The organism is Rubripirellula tenax (genome assembly GCF_007860125.1).
Classification (GTDB): domain Bacteria; phylum Planctomycetota; class Planctomycetia; order Pirellulales; family Pirellulaceae; genus Rubripirellula; species Rubripirellula tenax.
Genome location: NZ_SJPW01000006.1, coordinates 31,228 through 54,728, shown reverse-complemented (window position 1 = coordinate 54,728; position 23,501 = coordinate 31,228). Strand labels below are relative to the sequence as shown.

General features: G+C 57.3%; 17 protein-coding genes and 1 other RNA gene. 10 read left to right on the top strand and 8 right to left on the bottom strand.

The annotated features are described in order from the left end of the window. Positions 1–352 precede the first annotated feature (352 nt). Positions 353–949 (top strand): hypothetical protein, encoded by a 597-nt coding sequence (locus Poly51_RS21235; RefSeq protein WP_146459919.1) that lies wholly within the window; start codon positions 353–355, stop codon positions 947–949. A gap of 168 nt (positions 950–1,117) precedes the next feature. Here Poly51_RS21235 and Poly51_RS21230 read toward each other — a convergent pair whose 3' ends face one another. From Poly51_RS21230 to Poly51_RS31385, 4 genes are all read right to left on the bottom strand, one after another. Further along, positions 1,118–2,791, bottom strand: a complete 1,674-nt coding sequence (locus tag Poly51_RS21230) for a B12-binding domain-containing radical SAM protein (protein ID WP_146459917.1) — start codon at positions 2,789–2,791, stop codon at positions 1,118–1,120. A gap of 553 nt (positions 2,792–3,344) precedes the next feature. After that, complete coding sequence (locus Poly51_RS21225) at positions 3,345–4,967, bottom strand: matrixin family metalloprotease (RefSeq protein WP_146459915.1); 1,623 nt, start codon at positions 4,965–4,967, stop codon at positions 3,345–3,347. Between the two features lie 186 nt (positions 4,968–5,153). Then, entirely contained in the window at positions 5,154–6,836 is a 1,683-nt protein-coding gene (locus Poly51_RS21220; RefSeq protein ID WP_246114668.1) for a prenyltransferase/squalene oxidase repeat-containing protein, read from the bottom strand. Positions 6,837–6,964: 128 nt separating this feature from the next. Further along, complete coding sequence (locus tag Poly51_RS31385; RefSeq protein WP_246114667.1) at positions 6,965–7,423, bottom strand: hypothetical protein; 459 nt, start codon at positions 7,421–7,423, stop codon at positions 6,965–6,967. Positions 7,424–7,683: 260 nt separating this feature from the next. On the opposite strand from Poly51_RS31385, the gene Poly51_RS21210 reads away from it, so the two are divergent. Then, positions 7,684–9,180 (top strand): DUF2271 domain-containing protein, encoded by a 1,497-nt coding sequence (locus Poly51_RS21210; RefSeq protein ID WP_146459913.1) that lies wholly within the window; start codon positions 7,684–7,686, stop codon positions 9,178–9,180. Positions 9,181–9,264: 84 nt separating this feature from the next. Beyond that, positions 9,265–9,906 carry a PepSY-associated TM helix domain-containing protein gene (locus Poly51_RS21205; protein ID WP_146459911.1) on the top strand — a complete coding sequence of 214 codons (642 nt, stop codon included), beginning with the start codon at positions 9,265–9,267 and terminating at the stop codon, positions 9,904–9,906. Between the two features lie 39 nt (positions 9,907–9,945). Here Poly51_RS21205 and Poly51_RS21200 read toward each other — a convergent pair whose 3' ends face one another. Then, positions 9,946–10,623: a dioxygenase family protein gene (locus Poly51_RS21200; RefSeq protein WP_146459909.1), complete on the bottom strand. Its 678-nt coding sequence runs from the start codon at positions 10,621–10,623 to the stop codon at positions 9,946–9,948. 300 nt (positions 10,624–10,923) lie between these two features. On the opposite strand from Poly51_RS21200, the gene Poly51_RS21195 reads away from it, so the two are divergent. The 3 genes from Poly51_RS21195 to Poly51_RS21185 are packed head-to-tail and all read left to right on the top strand — an operon-like array spanning position 10,924 to position 14,188. Beyond that, complete coding sequence (locus Poly51_RS21195; RefSeq protein WP_246114666.1) at positions 10,924–12,750, top strand: CotH kinase family protein; 1,827 nt, start codon at positions 10,924–10,926, stop codon at positions 12,748–12,750. Then, positions 12,747–13,532, top strand: coding sequence for a polyphosphate polymerase domain-containing protein (locus tag Poly51_RS21190; RefSeq protein ID WP_146459905.1), 786 nt, complete (start codon positions 12,747–12,749; stop codon positions 13,530–13,532). The genes Poly51_RS21195 and Poly51_RS21190 overlap by 4 nt, the downstream gene beginning before the upstream one ends. Beyond that, complete coding sequence (locus Poly51_RS21185; protein WP_146459903.1) at positions 13,517–14,188, top strand: DUF4956 domain-containing protein; 672 nt, start codon at positions 13,517–13,519, stop codon at positions 14,186–14,188. The genes Poly51_RS21190 and Poly51_RS21185 overlap by 16 nt, the downstream gene beginning before the upstream one ends. On the opposite strand, the gene Poly51_RS21180 is transcribed toward Poly51_RS21185, so the two are convergent. From Poly51_RS21180 to wecB, 3 genes are all read right to left on the bottom strand, one after another. Beyond that, positions 14,185–16,464: a serine/threonine protein kinase gene (locus tag Poly51_RS21180; RefSeq protein ID WP_146459901.1), complete on the bottom strand. Its 2,280-nt coding sequence runs from the start codon at positions 16,462–16,464 to the stop codon at positions 14,185–14,187. The genes Poly51_RS21185 and Poly51_RS21180 overlap by 4 nt on opposite strands. Then, on the bottom strand, positions 16,465–17,085 hold the full coding sequence (locus tag Poly51_RS21175) for a sigma-70 family RNA polymerase sigma factor (protein ID WP_246114665.1): 621 nt from the start codon (positions 17,083–17,085) through the stop codon (positions 16,465–16,467). A gap of 85 nt (positions 17,086–17,170) precedes the next feature. Beyond that, a complete protein-coding gene (gene wecB / locus Poly51_RS21170; protein WP_146459899.1) occupies positions 17,171–18,337 on the bottom strand; it encodes a non-hydrolyzing UDP-N-acetylglucosamine 2-epimerase in 1,167 nt (388 codons plus the stop codon). A gap of 421 nt (positions 18,338–18,758) precedes the next feature. On the opposite strand from wecB, the gene Poly51_RS21165 reads away from it, so the two are divergent. The 4 genes from Poly51_RS21165 to Poly51_RS21150 all read left to right on the top strand — a co-directional run bounded on the left by Poly51_RS21165 (position 18,759) and on the right by Poly51_RS21150 (position 23,289). After that, positions 18,759–20,594, top strand: a complete 1,836-nt coding sequence (locus Poly51_RS21165) for a hypothetical protein (protein WP_146459897.1) — start codon at positions 18,759–18,761, stop codon at positions 20,592–20,594. Between the two features lie 100 nt (positions 20,595–20,694). Beyond that, positions 20,695–20,789, top strand: an RNA gene (gene ffs / locus Poly51_RS21160) — signal recognition particle sRNA small type. Positions 20,790–20,860: 71 nt separating this feature from the next. Beyond that, positions 20,861–22,639 (top strand): DNA polymerase III subunit gamma/tau, encoded by a 1,779-nt coding sequence (gene dnaX / locus Poly51_RS21155; protein WP_146459895.1) that lies wholly within the window; start codon positions 20,861–20,863, stop codon positions 22,637–22,639. 173 nt (positions 22,640–22,812) lie between these two features. Then, entirely contained in the window at positions 22,813–23,289 is a 477-nt protein-coding gene (locus Poly51_RS21150) for an SMI1/KNR4 family protein (RefSeq protein ID WP_186775705.1), read from the top strand. Positions 23,290–23,501: the final 212 nt, after the last annotated feature.

The following is a 23,501-nucleotide window of genomic DNA, read 5'->3' as shown; positions in this document are numbered from 1 at the left end:
CTCCGCAGCCACTCGGCTACTCGAAGCCCGTATCCGTTTCGGCGAGCGAACGCTCCGGTGCGATACTCACAGTCAGACGCAGGGGGTAGAGAAAATGCTCGAACGCTGAGTTGCGGGGATTTTGAGCGAATTCAACGCCGGCGAGGCGCTCGAGATCGTTGGTGCCCTCTGGCTACTTCCCTGGCTCGCGAGGTTGTACGAACGGCGGATGCCGCGGTTCACCTATGCGTTCTGACGTCGTCAGTTCGGTACAATAAGACGGTTGTGCCCGCGAAAACCGCGGCTAACGCCGATCGGCCTATCCGAAGTGGCGCTGTCCAGTAAACGATCTTCGCCGATCCAGACGCATCCAATGCCCAACCCGTACGCCCCTCCACCAACGCAGTTGCAGCAAAAGGTCGCTCCGCCATCACGCGGGTGGCTGATCCCTATCGGTGCGACTGCCATTTCGGTGCTCTTTGCTGTTTGGGCGGAATCTTGGGATTCGGCCTTCATTCTGGGCGTTGTACTTGTCTTCACCTGTGCTGCATCCTGGTTCACACGCACTGATCTTACCTTGAATGGCGGTAGCAATACGTTCGCTGAGTTCACGGACGAACTGGATGCGGACGCTTTGAAACCAAGATTTATTGACGGGCAAGCTATCGTTTTTTGTGGGATCGCTTTCTTCGTCGATCCTGACGAAAGCAGCCGGCTTTACGCAGCCTCGCCAACCGCAACAAATACGATCGAGCGGATGCAGTTGATTACTTCCGAGGTGATCCGGCATCTACCGCATTTCCTTGCCGAACACCAAAATTTGCACAAATTCCTGCAAGGCCGGAAGATCGTGGTCCGGATGGTCGAATCGTATGCCGGTCTTCAGACGACGTGCCTCCGAGAAGATCCGATTGACTGGGATATCCTCAGCACTGCACTTCAATGTGACACAACGCAAGACCGCGGATAGCCGTCGCGTGCACACGACGGCCCGCCGATCAAGAACAAAGCGTCCTTTATCTCTTTGGCTTGGATCTGGATTCCGAAGTTCAATCGCACCGGCTTTTCACCAGACGAATCGGCACGCAAGTCATTTCGCACAGTTATGACCGATTCGCTTCCGACGATGCCCTCGCAATCACTGTAGCATCTCGACGGGTTTCGCTTGGGAGTCTTGTGGGGGCGGAAGGGTGACGACGTGAGGTGTGTTGCAGGTCTGTTTCTTGTCGGTGCGCATCGCTTTGCCGTAGGAAGAAACAAACTTGTCAGGTGACTGGATCATGTCCGTTGTCATTTTGTGATGATGGTAATGCATCGCGCACTTGATCGCGTAAAAAAAGCACACCGGTGGATACGTCCAGCGTTTCCACATCGCATTGAAAATACGCGCGCGATAGGTGCGGCGCAAATCGGCGTCCGGGATCCCTCGCATTAGCTTCCAGAAAACGTAGAGAAAGCCGACCAGGAAGAACGAGTGCTGGCGAATTCGCAACCAACGATGCTTGCGAAAGTGCGGTGTCTCAAACGTTCGGAACTTAAAGCCGTCATGAACGAAAAGCTGGTCAAGGCGATCAAAGTATGTTTCCGGTTCATAGGCATCACGCATGGTTTCCAGATAGCCGTCGCGAAGTTGTTCACGGGTCATCTGTTTGGGGATCACGTTCGTTCCAAACTCGTGCTCAATCGCTAAATCCAATCGATTTTCCGCCTTCAACCGATCGTAGAGCGGAGTCTTCGGGATCGCGTGGAGCAAGCCGATCATCGCGTGCGCGATGCGAGACTCTTTAAGGAATTTCTGTTGTGTCGCGAAAATCGCGGGTGTGTCATTGTCGAAGCCAACAATCAGGCCGCACCAGACTTCGATGCCAAAATCTTGGATCTGGTGAATCTTTTCCAGAATCGTGCCGCCGCGAGCTCGAACGTTTTGAAACTTCTTCGTTTCCTTCAACGACTCCTCGTCCGGGCTTTCAATTCCGATGAAGACGGACTGGATGTTGGCGCGCGCCATCAGTTCCATCAGTTCGTCGTCTTCGCACATGTCCAGCGACGCTTCGGTGCTGAAGACAATCGGGTAGCCATGCCGTTCTTGCCACTTTGCGACTTCTTCGAGTACCGGTTTGATCGCCTTTTTGTTGCCAACGAGATTGTCATCGACAATGAATGCGATGTGAATTTTCAATTTGCGAAGGCATTCCAGTTCCTTGATAATCTGGGACGCTTGCTTGATGCGAGGCTTGCGACCAAATGTGACGATGATGTCACAGAATTCGCATTGGAACGGGCAACCTCGCGAGAACTGGAGGTTGCCGAACATGTAGTGCTTATTTTTGAGCAGGTCGTGTCGTGGCGTGGGGACCGTCGACATGTCGGTCTTTTCGGCCTGTTCATAACGACGTTGGTGATTACCGGATTGCCAATCAATAAGGAATTGAGGCCACGTTGTTTCGGCTTCGCCGATGAAGATTGCGTCGACTCGCGAATCGAACCATTCTTCCTCGACCGTTACCCAGGGGCCGCCAACCACGATGAAGGCACCGCGAGATTCAAGTTCGTTGACGATCTCGTCCATACGAAACCGCTGGACGCTCATCCCCGTGATCCCAACGATATCGAACTGTGCCAATTGGTCGAAGTTCAGTTCCTCGACATTCTCGTCGACCAGAGTGACTTCGTGTTCTGCTGGCGTGAGTGCCGCGAGCAAGGGAAGACTCGCGACCGGCATGTTGGCTCGTTTGCCCATGATTTGCTGGGCGTGCTCGAGTCCCCAATAAGAAACTTCAAACGTCGGATTGATAATCGCAATCTTGGCCATCGCACATTTTCCTAGACGAGCATCATCCAAGGGTAACCGATAACTGCCATCATACGACTTTTATCGGCGCCAATGTTGATACAGGTAGGCGGACTCGCCGGAGTTCGGGGTTTCATCCGGCGGCCAGACGTCTGGCTACTCCTGCTGCGATTGAGCCCGGAACATGGGCAGCGGCGGACCACTAGATCACGACGTCCTTATCCATTCATCCTGTCCACTATAAGACGAATTCTTCCTGTGCTGCGCTCTCGGGCGCTTTCCACCTTGCTCGTTCGGTGTCAGCTTGTCGTAGTTGCGTGTGCAAGGAAAGGACATTGTTTGGGGAGGTGAGGCCGCGACGCAGTTGCCACCAGCAAATGTTAGTCTGGTGACCGATCAGCGAAGCCGGAATCTTGATGACGGGTCCGACGGTGACACCCGAGCGTGGCGTGGGCAGTTATCACTCCGATCCGACACAAGGCCCGGCGTATGCGATCGCATGTGGCGCGGGCACGATTTATCTGACCTTGCTCGGCGGAGACGTCTTTGGCAATCGCGACGCCCGCAATCGATGCTATCGACGACCGCGTGATCGTTGCGGTCGGTCGGACCCCAGTTGCGAGAAGATTTCTTCGTTGCTGCTACGTCGGACATGCCTGTGTTCGCGTGTTCCGGTCAGTTCGGTTTCTCGTTCTTCAACGAACACATCGAGTTCGCCGAACGAGATTCCACCGTCACCGTCGATATCAGCCGCCGAAAAATTGGCCCAGAAACGTGAAGTCACTTCGGCTTCGGCCAACAGTCCGTCGCCATCGGAGTCCTTTGCCGCGAACGCTTCTTGACGTGCTAATTCCATCGCGACGTTCCATTCGTCAAGCGTGATCAACCCATCGGCGTCGGAATCCACTTCCAGTTCCGTCAGCTTGTCCAACAACTGCGTTGGAACTTCCGACTGTGACAGCGCGCCATCGCCGTCGGTGTCGAAACGTGAAATCAGAGATTCTGCATTCTTACCGAACAGTCCGACGTGGATCGCGTCCGAGCGATGATGTCCGTCTTGGTGGCAGTTCTCGTCGTCCCCATCCTGGTCGTCCACGCCTTCGACATCGGTATCGTCAATCGCACCGCCGTCGTCGATCGTTTGATCCGTCGTTTCGGTGTCGTCAAACTCTTCGGTGTTGTCAACCGTTTCGGTCGTATCCGTTTCTGTAATATTCGTCGTGGTGACCGACGCTACCGAGTTCGTGTTCATTGCATTGATCACGGTCAACGCGTCGAGCGCGGTGACACTGCCGTCACCGTTGGTGTCGCATAGACCAACGATTTCTGCATCATCGGCATTGCCGCCCGACGACGATCGACTGAGCTGATTGATGATCATCAACGCATCGAGTGCGGATGTCTGGCTGTCGCCGTTGACGTCGGTCGGATTGATATAGTTCAGAAAAACGTTCTCTGCTTCGAGTCGTCCGCCAAAGCGGTGCCAGCGTCCACCTCGTCGCCAACGATTGCGAGGAAACGGCTGGTTGTCCGTGTCACCGGTATCAGTCGGGTCCGTGTTGGGGGTTTCGTCAACGGTCGTCTCGACCACGGGGGTGTCCGTCGTGGTCACGCCATCGGCGGCCGCATAAAGGCCCTGAATCGCAGCGGCGTCCGCAGCGTCCAAGCTGGTAAAGGCTTCGTTGGCGGAAACAAACGGAGCCAGCACGCTATCGAGTTCGCTGGTGTGGTCCAGTCCAAGAGAGTGTCCGATTTCGTGAACGGCAACGTAGACGAGGTCGAATGCTTGGCGGCCGAGTGAATTACCGACTTCCCACGCTTCGGATATATCGAACTGAATATCGCCAGCGATGCGAGCAGGGTTCACGTCGTCCGGGAAGTACGCTTGAGCGAGCGTTCCCGCGGGGCCGTCGATGTTGACGAACGAGATGTCGATCGAATCACGAAGCCCCGGTTGGTTGGTGGGCGTGAACGTGATATCCGCCGCGCTGGACCACGCATCAAGTGCCGTGGCAATTGCGGCATTCGTTTCGGTTTGGGAAAGCGAGTTCGGTGAATTGGCGACGTAGTACGTCAACGCGGCACTGCCTTGGCCAGGTCCGTCCCAACCGAGACTGGCGGCCAGCAGTCGACGACCCTCGAGTGGTTCGGCGGCAAGTCGGCGTTTTCGTTGGCTTGGTTTCGGTTTTCGGAACATGGACGGATTCCTTTGCTCTTTCCGGCGCGTTGGACGAGAAGAAGAGTGTTGTGGTTGGGGAGGCTTATCGATTGGGACGTTTTTGCAAAACGGTTGTCACAGAAACTTTTCGGAATCCATTCATCGCACTAGACTTCCCCCGCAAGTTGCGGCCGCTTGCGGTCCGGTATGAGGCAAGTGTTTTGTCTAGATTTCTTCGTCGGCTTGGGTGACTTCGTCGGGGTCGTACAGCGGCATGTGGCGGTAGTACACCTCCAAGCAATACAGCGAAAAGCAAGTCGTGTAGAGGCGTCCGGCGTGTCGGCCCCAGGCGTCGTTCATCGGATCCCAGCTGCCCTTTTCACGGCCTCGCAGTTCTTGTTCGGCGGGCAATGCGACTTTCAACTTTTCGTTCCACTGTGTCCAAAGCGGGCCACCGAAATGATGCAGCGATTGCGTTGCGTAATACCAGTAGTAAACGTCGGGATCGCCAGTGTCGATCGGATGATTCTGTGCCAGCGCGCCCAAGCCTTCGGCCATGCCCGGCATGTTTCGCTGCCAACCCATGTATTGGCGACACAGCAAGCCTTCGGCGGTCATCGACGGCGATGTGATGTCGCCGACTTTGTAGGAGTAGCCGACGGCGTAGTAGTTGTCGGTGGAGCGAGCACTGACCGAGTCGAGATACTTTTCAACCCTGGGCCAAACGTAGGGATCAATGTCAAGACCAGCCGCTTCGGCGCTCTTAAGTCCCATCACGAACCAACCCGTCACGGACGTATCGCTGTCGTATCGTGGCCGGTACCGCCAACCACCTTGGGGTGATTGGGCGCGGCAGGCAAAGTCGCATGATGCTTGAGCGTACGGTCGAATCCACGAGTCGCCGGTCATTGCGTAGAGTTCGCACAGCGCGATCATGGCCTGAGCTTGTGCGTACATCTTTTCGTGCTCGTTGGCTTGAGCGACCATGAACCCTTGGCGATCCTGTTGCTTGACCAACCATCGCACGGCTTGCCAAAGTTCTTTTTGATACGGCCCGCTGCGGTGCGTGCTGCCGGATCCCATGAACGCGAGCATCGCCATTGCGGTTGCACTGACCCGATTCTCGCTGCGCGCTCCGTCGGCGTAGGGCCCCGTCAGGCTCCAACTTCCGCCTTTGTGTTGTTGCCGCTTCAGCCACTCTAAGCCCAACGAAACGGCGTCTTCGGTCGCCTGAGTTCCGCCCGCTTCACGCAACAGTTTCTGTTTCATTGCTCCCGTCCGCCCACGGAACATCATTGCGACTTTGGACGAGGACTCTTCTTCGCTGGTCGCGGTTGCGGCGGACGCCACGGCCAGTTCAGGCGCCAGCGAAAGCGACGAGAGTTCGACGTTCGCCAAAACACTGACCGGACTGATGTCGACATCGATCGCCGGTTCCCACGCATCTTCGATGGGGAAATCGTTGACGTCGATCGGATCGATCGAGAACTCGACCAGTTCGGTGGTCGCGCGATCGTCGCCCTGGCGAATGGTCAGCAAAAGGCGTCCGACTTTTCCCGACGACGTCGAAATCAAGGCAAGGACGAGCAATAGAACCAAGTGTACAACCAGGCTGATCAACCAGGACGGCGAGTCCTTGACGCGTTGCTTAACCTTCGCCATCCGCGGTTTCCACCAGGCCAGGCGTCGACCCTCCGCAGCCCGTCGCGATGGGAATGCGGGCAAGCAATGGGTTTGGCCGACGTTCGCTTGAGTCGCGTTGGTGATTGGCTCCGTTCGCCATCTGAATTGACGTCGATCCGCCTTTGGCGGTGACGCGATGGGCGGCGGAGTCGGTTGCCGTGGATGATGCACGACGATGGATCGCGCCGGCGGCGGAATGACGAAGGCGATTTGAGAAGAGTGCATTGCAATTCATGTTTTCGGTGACTCGATGGAATGGCCGGCGGTCCATTCGCGCGGGCGTGGTCGCGGCACGTCAATGACGGCGTGCAAAGATCACCGCGAGTCACGCGATGGACCATGCAATACGAACTCTAATTCGCGACGACGGACGCCAGCGAGTACGATTCGCGTGACGATGGCGGAAGACCCGAGTCGCGCTGATTAAGTCGCGCGGCAATGCGTTCCGCACGCGCGGCTCGCATTGCTTCGGCGCGTGCCATGCGAAAAGGCATCGCTTGTGCGTCGCGAGCGAGCGTCGAGAGTCGTTGGCGCTGTTCGTTTTGGTACGCCATCGTGCTCGCTTGGCTTTGCACTTGAGCCACCCTTTGTTGATACGGATTGGCCATCAGCGAGCTCGACGAAGGGTAGTTCGACGTCAGCGAATTGGACGCGTAAGGAAAGTTGGATACGAGCGACGTCGGGCTGCCCGTCGACATCCCCCGAGGCCCACCGCCCCCGCCGCTACATTGAGCACTGACGTCGCCCGCCGACAACACCAGGACGGATGAGGCGCCGAGAGCAGAATAGAATACGTTTCGTTTCCAAGACATTTTGAAACTCGGTGTACGTGACAAGGGAAGAGAAGTGGCGACCACGTCGGCCCGCCACTCCTTCAATAGGGCGATTTCCAGGCAAAACGTCACGAAGATTCTTGACGCTTGTTTCACCGAGTCGAGACGGGATGACGACGTAGGCAAAAGCCCATAAAAGCAGAGACTTTGTTGATTTCCGTGTACTCCCAGAAACATTCTGGCATCGTTGGGGTTTGATTTGCTTATCGCTTTGTCTTCGCTCTTCTCACAGGCTCTCGATGAAATCCTCGTTCCCGTCGACACTGTTTTTGGTGTTCATTGCATATTTCGCACCCTTTTCCGCGACGCCGTCGGTGTCCGAAGAGTTCGAATTCCATCATGAAAACGTCCTCGGCAGCTCGCTAGAACTTCGGCTGACCACCGATACGATCGAGAACGCAAAGGCGGCCCAGTCCGTGGCCCTGAATGAACTTGATCGACTTGCCGAAGTATTTAGCAGCTACAGTTCCACAAGCGAGTTTGCAAAATTTTGTTCACTCGAGATCGACGAAGCCATGCTGGTTTCGCCTGAGTTGTTGCGGACGCTGCAAGCCTGCGATCAGTGGGGTGTTGTGTCCGGCGGTGCTTTCAGCCCGGCCATGGAATCTCTATCGAGAATTTGGAACGACGCTCAACAAACCGGCAAGTCGCCGACGCCCGAAACGCTCGCGTCAAAAGTTCGCGCGGTCTCCACAAAGCATTGGCGAATCGATCCGATCGCCAATCGAGTCACGCGACTGACCGCCGAACCTTTGACGCTTAACGCCATTGCGAAGGGAACCATCATCGACGGCGTTTGCAAACGCGTGCTCGCAGAGTGCGATCGAGTGACAGGGATCGTTGTCAACATTGGTGGTGACGTTCGAGTCGCTGGTGATTCGACACACATCATTTCGATCGCCGATCCGAAATCCGACGCCATTGGTTCGGCGCCGATCGGAAAACTGGCCATCCGAGGCCAGTCCGTCGCGACCAGCGGAAGCTCTGAGCGAGGCTTCGTGATCGACGGAACCTCTCGCTCACATCTCATCGACCCGCGCACTGGCCAACCGATGCAAACGACGATCAGTGCGACGGTGATCGCGAAGGATGCCGAAACGGCGGATGTATTAGCGACGATTTGCAGTGTGCTGCCGATCGCAGAGAGCATTGCGATGGTCAATTCGCTCCGCGACGTCGAATGTCTGCTCGTGACGGCTACGGGCTTTATGTCCCAAAGCCTGAATTGGCCCGGCGACGTGATCTCAAACGCGGATGATACGAGCGATGCGAAAGCGAAGCACGAGATGTTGGTTGAAATTTCAATCAGCAAACCCGACGAGAGTCGTCGCTATCGCCGCCCCTACGTCGCGGTTTGGATCGAAGACAAAGACGGATTTCCTATCCGGACGCTTGGACTGTTTTTGATGGCAGATAATCCTGGCCCGCGTTGGCACCGCGACCTCCGCCACTGGTACGCGAGTGACCAGATGCGAAGACTCGTTGACGACAAGTTACTGATCGGTACGATTTCAAAACCGACGCGAAATCCAGGACGATACAAGTTCGCTTGGGATGGAAACGACGACAGCGGAAACACCGTTCGACCCGGCAGCTATACCTTGTACGTCGAAGCCGCTCGTGAACACGGCACCTATCAAGTGATGAAGTATCCGTTCGAGTTCGGCGACAAGCCGTTCGAGGCGACGTTGCCTGGAAACATCGAAATCGAAGCCGCTACTGTTACGTTCAAATAGACACCTTGTTGCTCGGGTCCCCGTTTTACGCGGACGCGTTGAATTCGATTCCTTCCATCGCGGCCCCCAAGGACGCGTTCAACGATGACACATTCCGCGCGGAATCCCATTCGACATTTTGCCGCTTTGTGGAGTCGCTGGCTGCATATCTATTTGTCGTTGCTCAGTCTTGCGGCGATCCTTTTCTTCAGCATCACAGGGCTGACGCTGAACCATCCCGATTGGTTCTTCAGCGAGAGCACCACCGAGCAATCGGGTACGCTCGACGTGTCGCTGCTGAACAACGGCACGGCGCCACCGATCGATTGGGATCAGTCGGATTTCGCACATCAAATCGACAAACTAGAAGTCGCGGAGCTGTTGCGTTCGCGACATAAGCTGCGTGGCACCGTGACGGATTTTTTTGGCTACGAAGAGGACGCCGAACTGACCTTCCAAGGGCCCGGATACACCGCGATTGCGAGAATCATGCGTCCCAGCGGCGAATACACGGTCGCCGTCACCACCAACGATTTGGTTTCGATTTTCAATGACTTGCACAAGGGACGAAACAGTGGCCGGGCGTGGTCGGTCGTCATCGACATCTCGGCGATTGTGTCAGCGTTGGTTGCGTTGAGCGGTTTGATGCTGATCTTTTTCCTGCGAGTCCGCCGCACTAAGGGGATCATCACCGCAATTGCCGGAGTTGGTGCAGTCGGCGTGATGTACTACATCGCCATTTCCTGATATCGCAGATCAGCTTACGTCAGGTCCCGAGAGGAGCGACTAACGCTGCTGAATCTGGCGATCATCGGGCGTTTGACCAAGGACGATGTTGAAGCTGCATGCGTACTCGCCGATCTTCGAGTCTGGCACAGGCTTGAAGTCACCCATCAGCAGGTCTCGATTGACGCCTTCGCCGGTGCCTCGCAACACTCCGTCGCGCGCGTTGCCCTCGTGACCGCGGATCATCAGTTGCGTCGTGAGAACGTCGCGATCGTTTTGCTTGATCTTGATGTGAATGTGGGGCGCCGGGCGACCGGGATAGGGGACCGGCTTGATCGTGCGAAAACGATATTCGCCGGTCGAGTCCGTTTCGAACTTTCCGAATCCCTGGAAGTGCTGATCTTGCTGTTGCTTCTTCTTGTCGCTGTCGCGCGAGTGCAGGTAGACGGCGTTAGCATCACACTGCCAGATCTCGATCGTCGCGTTCCGCACAGGCGACCCAGCGGACGTCAAGATTTTTCCGGTCAGGTGCGTGATCTCGCCCACCGCCGCAGTCGTGCTGTCCTTGATAAGAATCAAATCGTTGTCCTGATCCAAGGGCAGATGATCGGGATAGAACGGCCCTTCGGTCAATCGGGGCGTCACGGATAACTCTTCCGCAAACAATCCTGGGGTCGCAAACAATGTCATCGAGCCAGCTGCTAGCACAGACCGACGGGAGATAGGCGAACGGCTCATTTCAGGTTTCCAGTTCAATGGGAATTTCGATGCAAAACGACTCGTATTTGTAACAGTGGTTGCAATAGCTTAGGAAAACCGCCTTGCAATCTCGACCAGACTACTGCACGGCGGCGGTCCAGTGCGTCAAACGAATCAAGAGAAGTCTCAAAATTTTGTGGCGGATTCTTGTGACAAAGGCAACGTGTATCTTAGCGGGCGCCGATCGTGCACCGCAGCAAACCTCATCTGTCTAGGCTTTCCTTCATGTTTCGATGGTTGTTCCCCGCTCGTCCGAAACTCGTTGCGAGTTTCGTTGTCATGTCGCTCGGTCTGATTGACGCGGCGCAAGCCCAGCCTCCTGGTTTTGGTTCTGGGGGTCCTGGCGGAGCCGATGTTGAATTGCTGGATCAATTCGATGCCGACAAGAATGGCTGGCTGGATACCGACGAGCGGAAGCAAGCTCGTGCGTTTGTAAAAGAGAACCCATCGCAACAACGCGGATTTGGCGGGCCAGGTGGCGGGCCTGGTGGTGGGCCAGGCGGACGCGGTCCTGGCGGTGGACCGGACGGCGGACGCAGATTCGGCGGCCCTGGTGGTGGCGGTGGCCCCGGTGGTGGTGGCGGACCCGGTGGTGGTGGCGGACCCGGTGGCGCGGGGCGCGGACGTCCCGAAGCAACTGAAGGGATGAAGGTCGCGAAGTCGTCGGTTCAGCCTTCGCAAGCCGAACTGTACGACACCAGCGTGCTTCGGACGATCTTCATCGACTTTGAAAATTCAGACTGGGAAAAGGAGCTTGAGGATTTCCACGGGAGCGATGTGGACGTTGCAGCGATGTTGACCGTAGACGGAAAAACCTATCCCAACGTCGGCATCCACTTTCGTGGCGCGTCGTCGTACGGCATGGTCCCTGCCGGATACAAACGTTCGCTGAACGTTTCGATGGATATGGCGGACGAAGATCAACGACTGCTCGGCTACAAGACGCTCAACCTGCTAAACGGTTCCAGCGACGAGACGATGATGAGCAGCGTGCTGTATTCGCACATCGCGCGCCAATTCATGCCAGCGATGAAAGCGAACTTTGTTCGAGTGGTCATCAATGGTGAAAATTGGGGCGTCTATTCGAACGTGCAACAGTTCAACAAAGATTTCTTGAGAGAGAACTACGAGTCCGATGAAGGGGCACGATGGAAAGTCAGCGGTTCGCCACGCGGAGGCGGTGGCTTGGACTATCGCGGCGAAGATCCGAAGAACTACGGCCATCCCTACGAACAGAAGTCCGGCGGAAAGAAGGCGACAGCCAAGTTGATCGAGCTTTGTCGCGTGCTGGATCAAACGCCAGTAGAAGATCTACCCGCGGTATTGGAACCACTTGTCGATATCGATGAATTGTTGTCGTTCTTGGCGCTCGACAACTCGCTGATCAACTCAGATGGCTATTGGATCCGCGCGAGTGATTACAACATTTACTTGGACAAGAACGACAAGTTTCATTTCATCGCGCACGACATGAACGAGGCGTTTCGTGGCGCCGGTGGACCTGGTGGCCCAGGTGGCCCAGGTGGCCCAGGTGGTCCTGGAGGCAGGGGCGGGCGTGGCTTTGGTGGTCGCGGCCCTGATCGTGCGGACGGTGGTCGCCCCGAAGGCGGACGGCCAGACGGTGCCCGTGCGGAGGGTGGTCGCCCCGATGGTACTCGTCCTGAAGGTGGACGTCCCGATGACGGTCGCCCGGAAGGTGGACGAGGCGAGCCAGACCGTGATCGTGCATCGAACGCTTCGTCGCCGCTGGAGCTTGATCCGTTGATCGGAATGGAAGACCCCACCAAGCCGCTTCGTAGCAAGCTGTTGGCAGTTCCCGCGTTCCGCGCTCAGTACTTGGCCAAGGTTCGCAAGATTGCCGAAACGTCGCTTGACTGGAACAACGTGGGTCCGTTCGTCGCTTCACAGGCGTCGCTGGTTGATGAGGCAATCAAGGCTGAAACGCGAAAGCTAGGAACTTATGAAGCGTTTGTCGCAGCCACCCGCCCGACGACCGTCACGGAAAACGCCGACCAACCCCAAGAAGCTCGGGGTGGTCACGGCAGCATGAACCTGAAAGAGTTTGCAGATGGACGACGTAAATACTTGTTGGAGAAGACTCAATGACTGAGGCTCAGGTACACGACAAACGCATCGAACTGAAATACACGCTTGATGCTCATCTGTCGTGCGAAGTGCGGCGGTGGGCGCGTGAACATCTTGGCGTCGACCGCCACTGCAATGCATCGCTCGGTGACAGCTACGACGTCAATACGCTGTACTTGGACACGCCCGAAATGGATTTGTTTCATCGCACGGGTGAGATTGGACGAGCGAAACATCGCATCCGTCGCTACGGTGACGATTCGACCTTGTGGATCGAAACCAAACGCAAGAAAGCGAATGTGGTCAGGAAGAACCGATCAGCGACAAGCGAAGATGAAGTGGTCCGTCGGTTGACCGACGATTCGGAACCGACACTGTGGTGTGGCGATTGGTTTGTCAGCCGGATCGCTGAGCGTCGTTTGCAGCCCACCGTTCAAGTTCACTACCGCCGCTTCGCGCGAACGTCGACCCTCGGCGGCGAGAGCTTACGGTTGACGATCGACAGTCATTTACAAGCAAGTCCCGCGAACGGTTGGCAAGTCGCGGCGTCGTCCGACAACGCGAATCGCACAGCGCGTATCGACACAGCGGACATCGAAATTCTTGAATTGAAGTTCCTCAACCAAATGCCTCACTTGTTCAAAGAACTGTTGCGAACGTTTGCGATCCCCGCGACGGGCTTTTCAAAGTACCGCGCGGCTGTCGAGCGTAGCGGACTGGGTTGCAAGGGGATTTCGGATTCGTTGGCGGGCAGCCTGAGCGACGGTATTTGCCGAGGAACGAGCCAATGCCTGACTGGCTAACCACCGTTTCGACTGAAGTGGACGCGGACATTGCCACGCTGGCGACTCGTCTAGTCGCCGCGTGGGCTTGCGGATGGGTGATTGCGCTGATCGCGCGCAGCAAGCGACCCGCGGGTTCGGCCGACACGTTGTCGCTGACGCTGATCCTGATGAGCATCCTAATTGCGATGGCGACCCAGATCATTGGCGACAATATCGCCCGCGCGTTCAGCCTGGTTGGCGCCCTTTCGATCGTCCGTTTTCGTACTGCTGTCCCCGAGACGCGTGACGTTGCATTTGTCCTTGCGGCCGTCGTCGTCGGGATGGCGGTGGGTGCCGGGCAATATTGGGTGTCCGGTTTGGGACTGATCGCCATCGGATTGGCGACACTGATTTACAGGAAGCCGAAAGTGGCAGCCGAGTCACCTGTGTTGCTAAAGAAATCGTGGCGACTGACGTTGAAAGTCGGTTTGCATACCATCGGTGCTTGGGACGCCGAGTTGGACCGTATGACGGAATCCTACAAACTGATCAGTGCCGAAACGGCGCGGCGAGGTGGAGCATTGGAACTGGTCTATCGCTACGAGGCGCGCGAAGGTTTCGATGCCAGCCAATTGATTGCCGCACTCAACGCGATCCCCACGGTTGAATCGGCATCGGCAAAGCCGATCTCTTAAGGACGGAAGGGTTCGCCGACGAACGCATTCCATTTCTCACGCTGCTCGGGCGTGAGTATTTGGAGGATATGTTTCACCGTATTTCGTGTCACTGGCGAGAAAGCTCTTTCGAAACTTCCGAAGCGACCCGGCGGGCCACCAAACCCGTGTCGTGGTGGCCGATCGCCACCGAACCCATCACCGAGGCGATCATTGCTGGGGCGATCATCACCCGGCCGATCACCACCGGGGCGTCGGTCGTCGTCACCACGACCGGGCCGCGTCTCTTCGATGATTCGGCTGATCGCTTCGCGCTGATCTTGCGACAGACCAAGTTCGACGACGACTTCCGAACTCATGAAGATGAAGGGCAATCCCTGTTGCCGGGCGATCTGTCGAAGCCGGTTGACTTGGGACGTGCTGACGTACTGTGACATTTCTTTTTCGAATGCGCGAAGCAGGTCACTCATTTCGCTGTCGTCGGATTGCAGGCTTCCGACATATCGCACCGCCAACGATTCTCGTTGCGTTTGAAAATTCTCTACAGCAGCCGTCATGGCGGTTGCTGATTCTTGATCGACGCCGACGTCGTCCTGTACCGCTTTGTTGGACAGCATCAGCATCGGTTCGATGTTATCGAGCAACCGCAGTTCTTCTACCATCTTTTGCACACGGTTGGACGTCATCGCCAGCTCTTTGGACGCCCCCGGATCGGCCGATCGGTGTTCTAGGAAGTCTTGATAGAAGCCGAGCGATGTTTCTAAAAAGCTACGTCGCAAGTGTTGAAGATTGGGATGATAAGCGAGCTCCGATTCGCTGAGGCTACTGAATTGGTCGACTGCGGATTTTGCTTGTTGAAAACTTTCTTCTGCCAATTCTCGTTGCTGAGTCTCGCGGTCGAGTGCGCGATAGATCATCAGCGTCGTGACCAGAAGTCCGATCGTTGCCGCCATCAACACAATGCTAGCCGTCGCGACCAGTCCGCTGTTGCGACGACGCCACTTTGCCAGTCGTTCCAAAGCCGACGGTGGCTTGGCGGCGATCGGCTTATCGTCGAGCCAGCTCTGCAAGTCGTCAGCGAACGTTTGCGCCGAAGCGTATCGATCGGCAGGCGCCTTTGCGATCGCTTTGCGGACGATCGTGTCCAGCTCGATCGGCAGCGACGGCACGATCGATTTTGGCGACGACGGTTCGTGTTCGGCGACTTGATTCAACATGGCGCGATAGTTGTCGCCTTTGATCGCGGGTTCCAACGTCAAAAGTTCGTACAGCGTGATTCCCAGCGAATAGATGTCGGTTCGATGATCCATCTCGCCGCGTTTGCCAGCCGCTTGCTCTGGACTCATATACTTGAGCGTCCCCATTGGGTCGCCCGTTCGCGTCATGTTGGAATCGGCGTATTGGATTTGCGCCAATCCGAAATCAGTTACCCAAATTTGCCCCGCGGCGTCCAGCAAAAGGTTGCCGGGCTTGATGTCACGGTGAATGACGCCGTATTGATGCGCGTGCTGAATCGCCATCGCCGCTTGATGGGCCATCTTTACGGCGGTGCGATAGTATCGCAATCGATCCGCATGCGTATTCAACAATGTCGACTCGTTCGGACGAGAGTGCGTCGTCCCGCGTGACGCATCGCTGGATCGAGCTTTGACGGGGGCGCGGGCGTCGCGTTCGCCAGTGGTCGTGTCGATATTCGCTTCGATAACAGCGTCGGGCGAATCACGGTGAAACGAATTCACCTCGCGCATTTGCTCGATGACGTCGGCCAGCGTTTGGCCTTGGATCAATTGCATGGCATAGAAGTGAACGCCGCGATCGCTTCCGACGGCGTACACCGGGACGATGTTCGTGTGGTGCAAAGCCGCGGCGGCGTGTGCCTCGTTGCGAAATCGCTGCAGCCGCACTTCGTCCAGCCCACTTGCAAAGGGCAGCACTTTCAATGCGACTCTACGACCGAGCGACAACTGGATCGCTTCATAAACGACACCCATGCCGCCTCGTCCGAGTTCGCCCACGATTTGAAAATCGCCAATCGGCTTGGACGTGAATTCGGCATCGGGGGCGGCGGCCATTCCCGATTGCTTGGGTGCGGCCGCGCGATGCACCAGCGCCAAACCGTCGAGCGACGGACGCAGTTGGTCGGCGATCTCGGCATGTTGATTCAAAAAGTCTTCGGTCGACGGTGCTTGACCGGCATCCAGCATCGACATGTATTGCTTGACGGCATTGACGACGCGATCGTCTTGATCAGATTCGTCGTTGGCGTGATGGTCATCTGTTGCGTCGTTGACACTCATTCACTCGTCCCCGATGGATTGCTTCAACTGCGCAAGGGCTCGCACCCACAGTTTCTCGACACTGTCGACCGACCGATCCATTTGCTGTGCAACTTCGTTGAACGACAAATTATCGACGTGACGCAGCACGATCACTTGCCGGTAATGTTTAGGCAACGTTTCCAGTGCTTCGGCCATCCGCAGGAAGGCTTCGTTGCGAGCAAAGTGTTGGCTTGGCGACGTGAAGTCACCAGCCAAATTCGAATGCAAGAAACTCGATGCGCTAAGAAGGCCTTGATTGAGTGCTTGTTCTATCCGAGGGTCACGTTTTTGCGTGCCCAGGTACCGCCGCACTTGCATCGCCAGCACGTTTGACAAAATGCCACGCAGCCAGCTAGCGAATTCCTCTGTCGAATTGCCGCGAAAATCCTCGAAGCTGTCGCTGGCTGCTAAACAGACTTCTTGCACGACGTCCGCCGGGTCGGCTTTGCCCTGCATATGGTGATGTAGTCCTGATCGGGCCAAGAAGATCAAATACTTTCGATACGATTGAAGGATCTCGCCCAAGGAATGGCGGTCGCCTTGGCGTGCTTGTCGCAACCTGTCGTCGAAACAAGATCCTGAATCAGTGGAATCACTCAAACCAAAGTTTCTCGGTGGATGTGGTAGCGGTGGTGAACCGGAACCCAAATCATAACCGCGAATTCGAGGTCGACTGCGACGAGCATCAATTCATGCGCTGGCAATCTTCGATCATCCAGTCGACGATCCGGGCTGCGGCTTTCCCGTCACCATAGGGATTGTCGACGACTTGGGACGCGCGTTCGCTTCGAGTCTTCTTGGCAGCGACGACCAGCGATTCGCTGACTCGCCGCACGATCAATTCACGGTTCGTTCCAACCAATTCGGCCAGGCCTGCTTCGACGGCTTCGGGACGCTCGGTTTTTTCGCGTGTCACCAGGACTGCATTGCCCAGCGATGGCGCTTCCTCCTGGACACCACCCGAGTCCGTCAAGACGACGCTGGCTCGATCCATCAGCCAAACGAATTGAGGGTAGTCGGCTGGCGGAACCAGGTGAACGTTTTCCAATCCCGCCAAGCGTTCATGGACGGGCCCCTTCACATTAGGATTCAGGTGAACCGGATAGATAAATTGAGTCTCGGGGTGCAGTCGTGCCAAGTCAGCGATCGCATCCAAAATCGACGCCATTCCGGGGCCAAAGTTTTCGCGGCGGTGGCCGGTAATCAGAACGACCGAGTCGGCGGTGGCGGCGGGATATTCGGCCCGCCACTTGGCGTCTTCGTTTCGCTCTTTTTCAACCGAGTGAAGGAGCGCGTCGATGACGGTGTTGCCCGTGATGCGAATGTTCTTTGCGTCGACGCCTTCGGCCAGCAGGGCGTCGGCGCTGCGCTGCGTCGGCGCGCAGTGCAGTTTCGTGATGATGCCGGCGACGCGGCGGTTGAATTCTTCGGGCCAAGGCGCCATCAGATCCCCCGTTCGCAGACCGGCTTCCACGTGAACGATGGGAACGCGGTGATAAAACGCCGCCATCGCAGCCGCCATGACCGTGGTCGTGTCACCTTGAACGACGACACAATCCGGTTTTTGATCGACGATCACGCTGTCGACCGCTTCCAGGCAAGCCGCCGTCAAACCCGTCAGCGTTTGTCCGGGCTTCATCAGTCCCAGGTCGATGTCGGGGGTGATCCCGAAATAACCCAAGACTTGAGCAAGCATTTCGCGATGCTGGCCGGTGCTGCAGACGATGGGCGCGACCTGGGCAGGCCGCCGCTGGCATTCCAAGATCACGGGGCTCATTTTGATGGCTTCGGGCCGGGTTCCAAAGACAATCAATGGGCGAAGTGGGCGGTTTGGAGGAGCAGTGTTCGGCATTGGAGTGAAAAAAGCTGCGTTTTCGTGGGTGGGGGGCGTGTATTTGAGTCTGTTTTCTAGATCGGCCGACGCTTGGCCTTGGGAAGAGAATGATCGGCGGATATACCTATAGTCCATGGGGACTGGTGATGAGTGACTTTTCCGATTCCAAAACCAGTCCACGGGTGCATACCCACCATCAAAATGCCCACCATCATCACGATGGTGCCCGGTAAAACCGATGCTTCCGGCGACTCGATCACCGCACATCCATGCGAATCAGTGGCCGCGATCCATCAACCGTTGGCGGCATTTTGCCACACTGATACAAAACCCGTTTGCGGGCCCGCGCGACCCACCGGCTTTCCTTTGTCGCCATCGATGCGACAGCCGATCCGCAGCAGCCCCCAAGCCTTACCCTATTCGCTGAAGCGACGTATTTATGAGATCCGACCATTGGAATTTCTTAGCCAATTTGCTGGGAACCCCCGGACCCGCTGACCCGCCAAAGAAGGCTGCTGCAAAGCCCGAATCGGCCAAGGCCGAGCCTGCAAAGGTTGAACCGCCGAAAGCGGAAACTCCCAAGCCCGAAATCAAGGCTGTTGAAACGAAGCCTGCGGTCGAGCCGGCCAAGGCCGACGATATCGATGACATTTTCGCGGGCTTCAATCGAAAGGACGACGACGCTCCCACGGCCAAGCCAGCGGTTGAGAAAGTCGTCGAACCACCGGTGGTCCGACGTGAACCTGAATCACGCCGCGAGCCTGAACCCAGACACGAATCTCGTCGCGAAACGGCCAAGCCTTCTTCGTTCGATGACGGTCCCGTTGCCGATGACGTCCTTGACGCGCTGACCGCCGTCGAGCCGCCGCAAGTGTTGCCGGGATTCGGTACGCCTGCTCGATCTGCGGGTGCGTCGTCTTATGAACCGGCACCTGTGCCGAAACCAGACCCGACCGCACTGGACCGAGAAATCAGCCAACGGTCGCCTCGCGGTGAGCGTTCCGAACGGGGCAACCGAGACGAACGGAGCAGCCGAGACGAACGAGGGAAACAGGGCGACAGGCCCGCCCGCGAGGAACGTGCTTCGCGTGATGATCGGCCAAGACGTGAACCCAGCCGCGATGAACCCAGCCGCGATGATTCGCTGCGTCGCCAATCCGACGAGTCGCCTCGTTCATCATCGCGATCCGATCGCCAACCTTCTGGCGGTTTCGGAACCGGGCTGGTCGACGATTTCGATGAATCGGACAACCAAGATGACGTGAGCGGCGTCGGGTCGCAGTCCAACGATGATTCATGGGACGATCCCAAGCCAGCACGCGATTCATCGGGTGAAGCCGATTCCGAGGGTCGCCCGGCCCGTCGCCGACGCGGACGTCGCGGGTCGCGACAACGGACAAGCGAAGACCAAGTCGCTCGTGCAGACGCAGACAACGATGGCGAAGCTGTCTCCAGCGATCGCCCGCGACGTGGTGCCGAACCCAAGACGCGTGACGACGAAGGTCCCAGTGGCGATCGCCCACGACGTGGTGGTCGCTCGCGCGGTGGACGCGGCGAAGGCTCGAGCAACGCGGGTCCACGTGAAGAAAAACCACGACCTGAGCCGGCTCGCGGTGGACGGCGTGACGAACCAGAGGCCCGTGTCAGTCGAGACTTCAACGACGACGATGACTTGATGTCGATGGATTCGGATTTAGATCTGGATCTGGACGTTGATTCGGATATCGAGTCGTCCGATGCCTCCAATACGGAAAGCGGTAGCGATGACGAACAACGTCCGCGATCGCGGCGGCGTGGACGTCGTGGCCGAGGCAGAGGTCGCGGCAGCGAAGACCGAACCAGCGAATCGCCGGAACAAGACGCTTCGTCGTCGCGATCGGCCGAACGCGACCGCAACGATCCGCTGTCGTCGAAATCAGCGTTCAATATGGACGACGATGACTTTGGTGCACCAGCATCGGTTGACGAAAACAGCGATGAAGATTCCGAAGTTCGCAAGGGCCGTCGTGGCTCGCGTGGACGCGGTCGCGGACGCAGTCGCAGCGACGAAGGGACTTCACGCGATAGCGAAACCGCACCACGGGCTCCGCGTGGACGCAGCGACGAGGCATCCAATTCGGATGCTGCTCCCCGCCGCGAAATCCACCATGGGGACGTCCCAACTTGGCTGGAAACGGTGGAGTCGTTTGTCGACGGCAACATCGAAAATCACAAAAAGAGCAAGGCAAGCGGCGGCGGCGGCGGCGGTCGTGGTGGCCGCGGACGTCGGCGATAATCAAATTCGGGGTGGTTCCCGATTCGGTGTGAACCACACTATGATGTCATCCTGGACGAACGACCCGGATAATGCCGGGTCGTCGAATGACTTGTCCGTCAGTGGCGGCCCTTGCGACTGTGAGTCGTGAACCTGGTCAGGCCTTAACTGGAGCAGCCATAAGCGGTGTAGCTTTGTGTGAGGGTCGCCTCTGACGGGCAAGCTTTTCGAAACCAAGATCTACTGCCAACTTCGATCGCCCGCCGACTTCGTGATGTTTGCAACCCATGGCCGAACCCGCATCTAAAGATGGCGATTACGTCGTCGTCGCTCGCCGGTACCGCCCGCGCGGGTTTGATGAACTGGTCGGGCAAGATCACGTCGGACGGGCGCTGAAAAATGCGATCGATACGAATCGTGTCGGCCATGCGTACCTGTTCACCGGTGCCCGCGGAGTCGGCAAAACCAGTACCGCGCGTATCTTTGCCAAGGCACTCAACGACCCGTCGGGCCCCACGGCAAACCCTGACAACGCTTCCGATGTTGCGCAAGCGATCGATTCAGGCGAAGACGTCGATGTGATCGAAATCGACGGTGCCAGCAACCGCGGCATCGACGAAATCCGTTCGCTACGCGCTAACGTTGGTGTTCGGCCCAGCCGATCGCGGTACAAGATTTACATCATCGACGAAGTCCACATGTTGACCGGCGCGGCATTCAACGCGCTGTTGAAAACGTTGGAAGAGCCGCCTGAACACGTCAAATTCATCTTCTGTACCACGGATCCGGAAAAGCTGCCGATCACGGTACTTAGCCGTTGCCAACGTTTCGACTTTGCGCCCGTCGAGGTCGACAAGATCACGATGCGATTGCGCGAGATCGTGACGGCGGAAGGCGCGAAAGCGGACGATCTAGCGCTCGAGTTGATCGCGCGTCGCGCCGCCGGTTCGATGCGGGACAGCCAATCGCTGCTGGAACAGGTTTTAGCGTTCAGTGACGGCGAGCTGACGGCGGATCAAGTGCACACGATGCTTGGTACCGCGGACGACGTTCGTTTGCACGCGCTGGCCGGGGCGATGGCCAATCGTGATGCGGCGGAATCGATGCGGCAATTAGATGCTGCCATCGACGCGGGTGTCGATGCGGGTCGGTTGGCGGAGCAGTTGCTCGGCTATTTTCGCGACTTGATGGCCGTCACCGTCGGCTGTGACGCATCGCTGATGCGACACACGTCGGCGTCGCTGCATGGCGAACTGAATCAACTCGGCAACGCTTGGGGATTGCAAACGGTGCTTGCCGTTGTCGGATTGATCGACCAGACGTTGGTGCGCATTCGATTGAGCGTCTACAGCCGTGTGTTGCTGGAAGCCACGTTGATTCAAATTTGCAACCTGCCGGATCTGCAGAATATCGCCAACTTGGCGGCCGCCTCGGGTGCTGCGGTTCGTAGTGCCGGATCGTCCGCAGAAAAAAAAAAGCTAACGATTAGCCCGCGGCCGACTCCGTCATCGCCGCCGAATCCAATCGCAAGTGTTCCAGCCCCATTGCCGAATGTTGCCGTCGAACCCGTCACGGTCGCTAGTGATTCGCCAGTCGTCACACCAGCCCCACGATCCGCTGCGGCACCGGTCGCCAATGCGGTCGCGTTATCATCGACCAGCGCAGTCGCACTATCAGCGGCCAGCGCGCAATCGGTGTGGTTGGCAGCGATCGAGCGACTCGAGGAAGTGCGCCAATCATTGGCTCGGCAAATCGATCACGCCGAGTATCTGGGACCGGATCGACTTCGGCTGGTCTTCCCTGCGGAAGCCGGACTGACCATGCGGCGGTGCGACGCGCCCGACAATCGATCGGCGCTCGTCGATGCGGTCAGCGAAGTGGTTGGCCAGCGCGTGAGTCTCGAATACCACGCCGCGCCACCGAAGGCGAAGCCTGTGAAGGTGGAATCAACGGCTCCGAAACCGACGCGGATGCAGCGGATGCGAGAAATCGAATCGAACCCGTTGGTCCGATCTTGTGTTGAAGCCTTCGGCGCCGAAATCGTTCGTGTCGATCGACCGAAATAGTCGAACAGGTCACTCATCATTCGACTTGTCATTTGCAACGGAACAGCGAGACGCACTTTTCTTTGCACGACAAAGCGTACGGGCGTACCATTGGCGTTTTCTGATGCGAACTTCATCGCTTCGTTGGGAGCGTTCGCAGGGAGACCTTCCACCGTATGCCTCAGGCGATTCGTATGGCAATCGATCACCTCGCCAAGCTGAAGCTGTTCTACGAACAGCAAGTCTTTCCACACATTGGTGCGCCCATCGGTTGCTCGGAGGATGAAATCGACGGCCTCGAGCGTGTGGTCGGGCACCCGCTCCCACTCGCCTATCGGCAATATCTGCGATGGATGGGACGCGACCATCGTGGCATCTTCGTGGGATGCGATTGGTTTCTCAATGACGTGCGAGCCAACACCGAATATCTTCCGGGCCTGCTCGCAGAAAACCACGTGCAATGGAACCTGCCGGATCACTATTTGGCGTTCATGGGGCACCAGGGATATATCACCGCGTACTTTGCGCTTCCGTCGGAGTCTGACGATCCGATCGTCTATCTCTATTCCGAGGGCCGGGAGCCCGACACGGTAACGGCCGAGGGGACATTCACCGATTTTTTGTTTCGCGACCTATCCGGCATGGCCGCATGCCTGAACCGCCACCCCTAGGTCTTCCATTTCTTTGTAGCGCGCGGGTCTGTCGACGTTTAAGCGAAGCAGAAGTCGTCGAGTCTTTCGTCGAATCGGGCTGTCCCATGTCGCTACGAAGCTCTTGGCGATTTCTGCTACAAAAAATTAGCGACTTAACCGATCGGGTGCATCCAACATGGTGTTCATGAAATATCACGCCATGATCCGTCTTTGCGTTACTTTCTCAACCG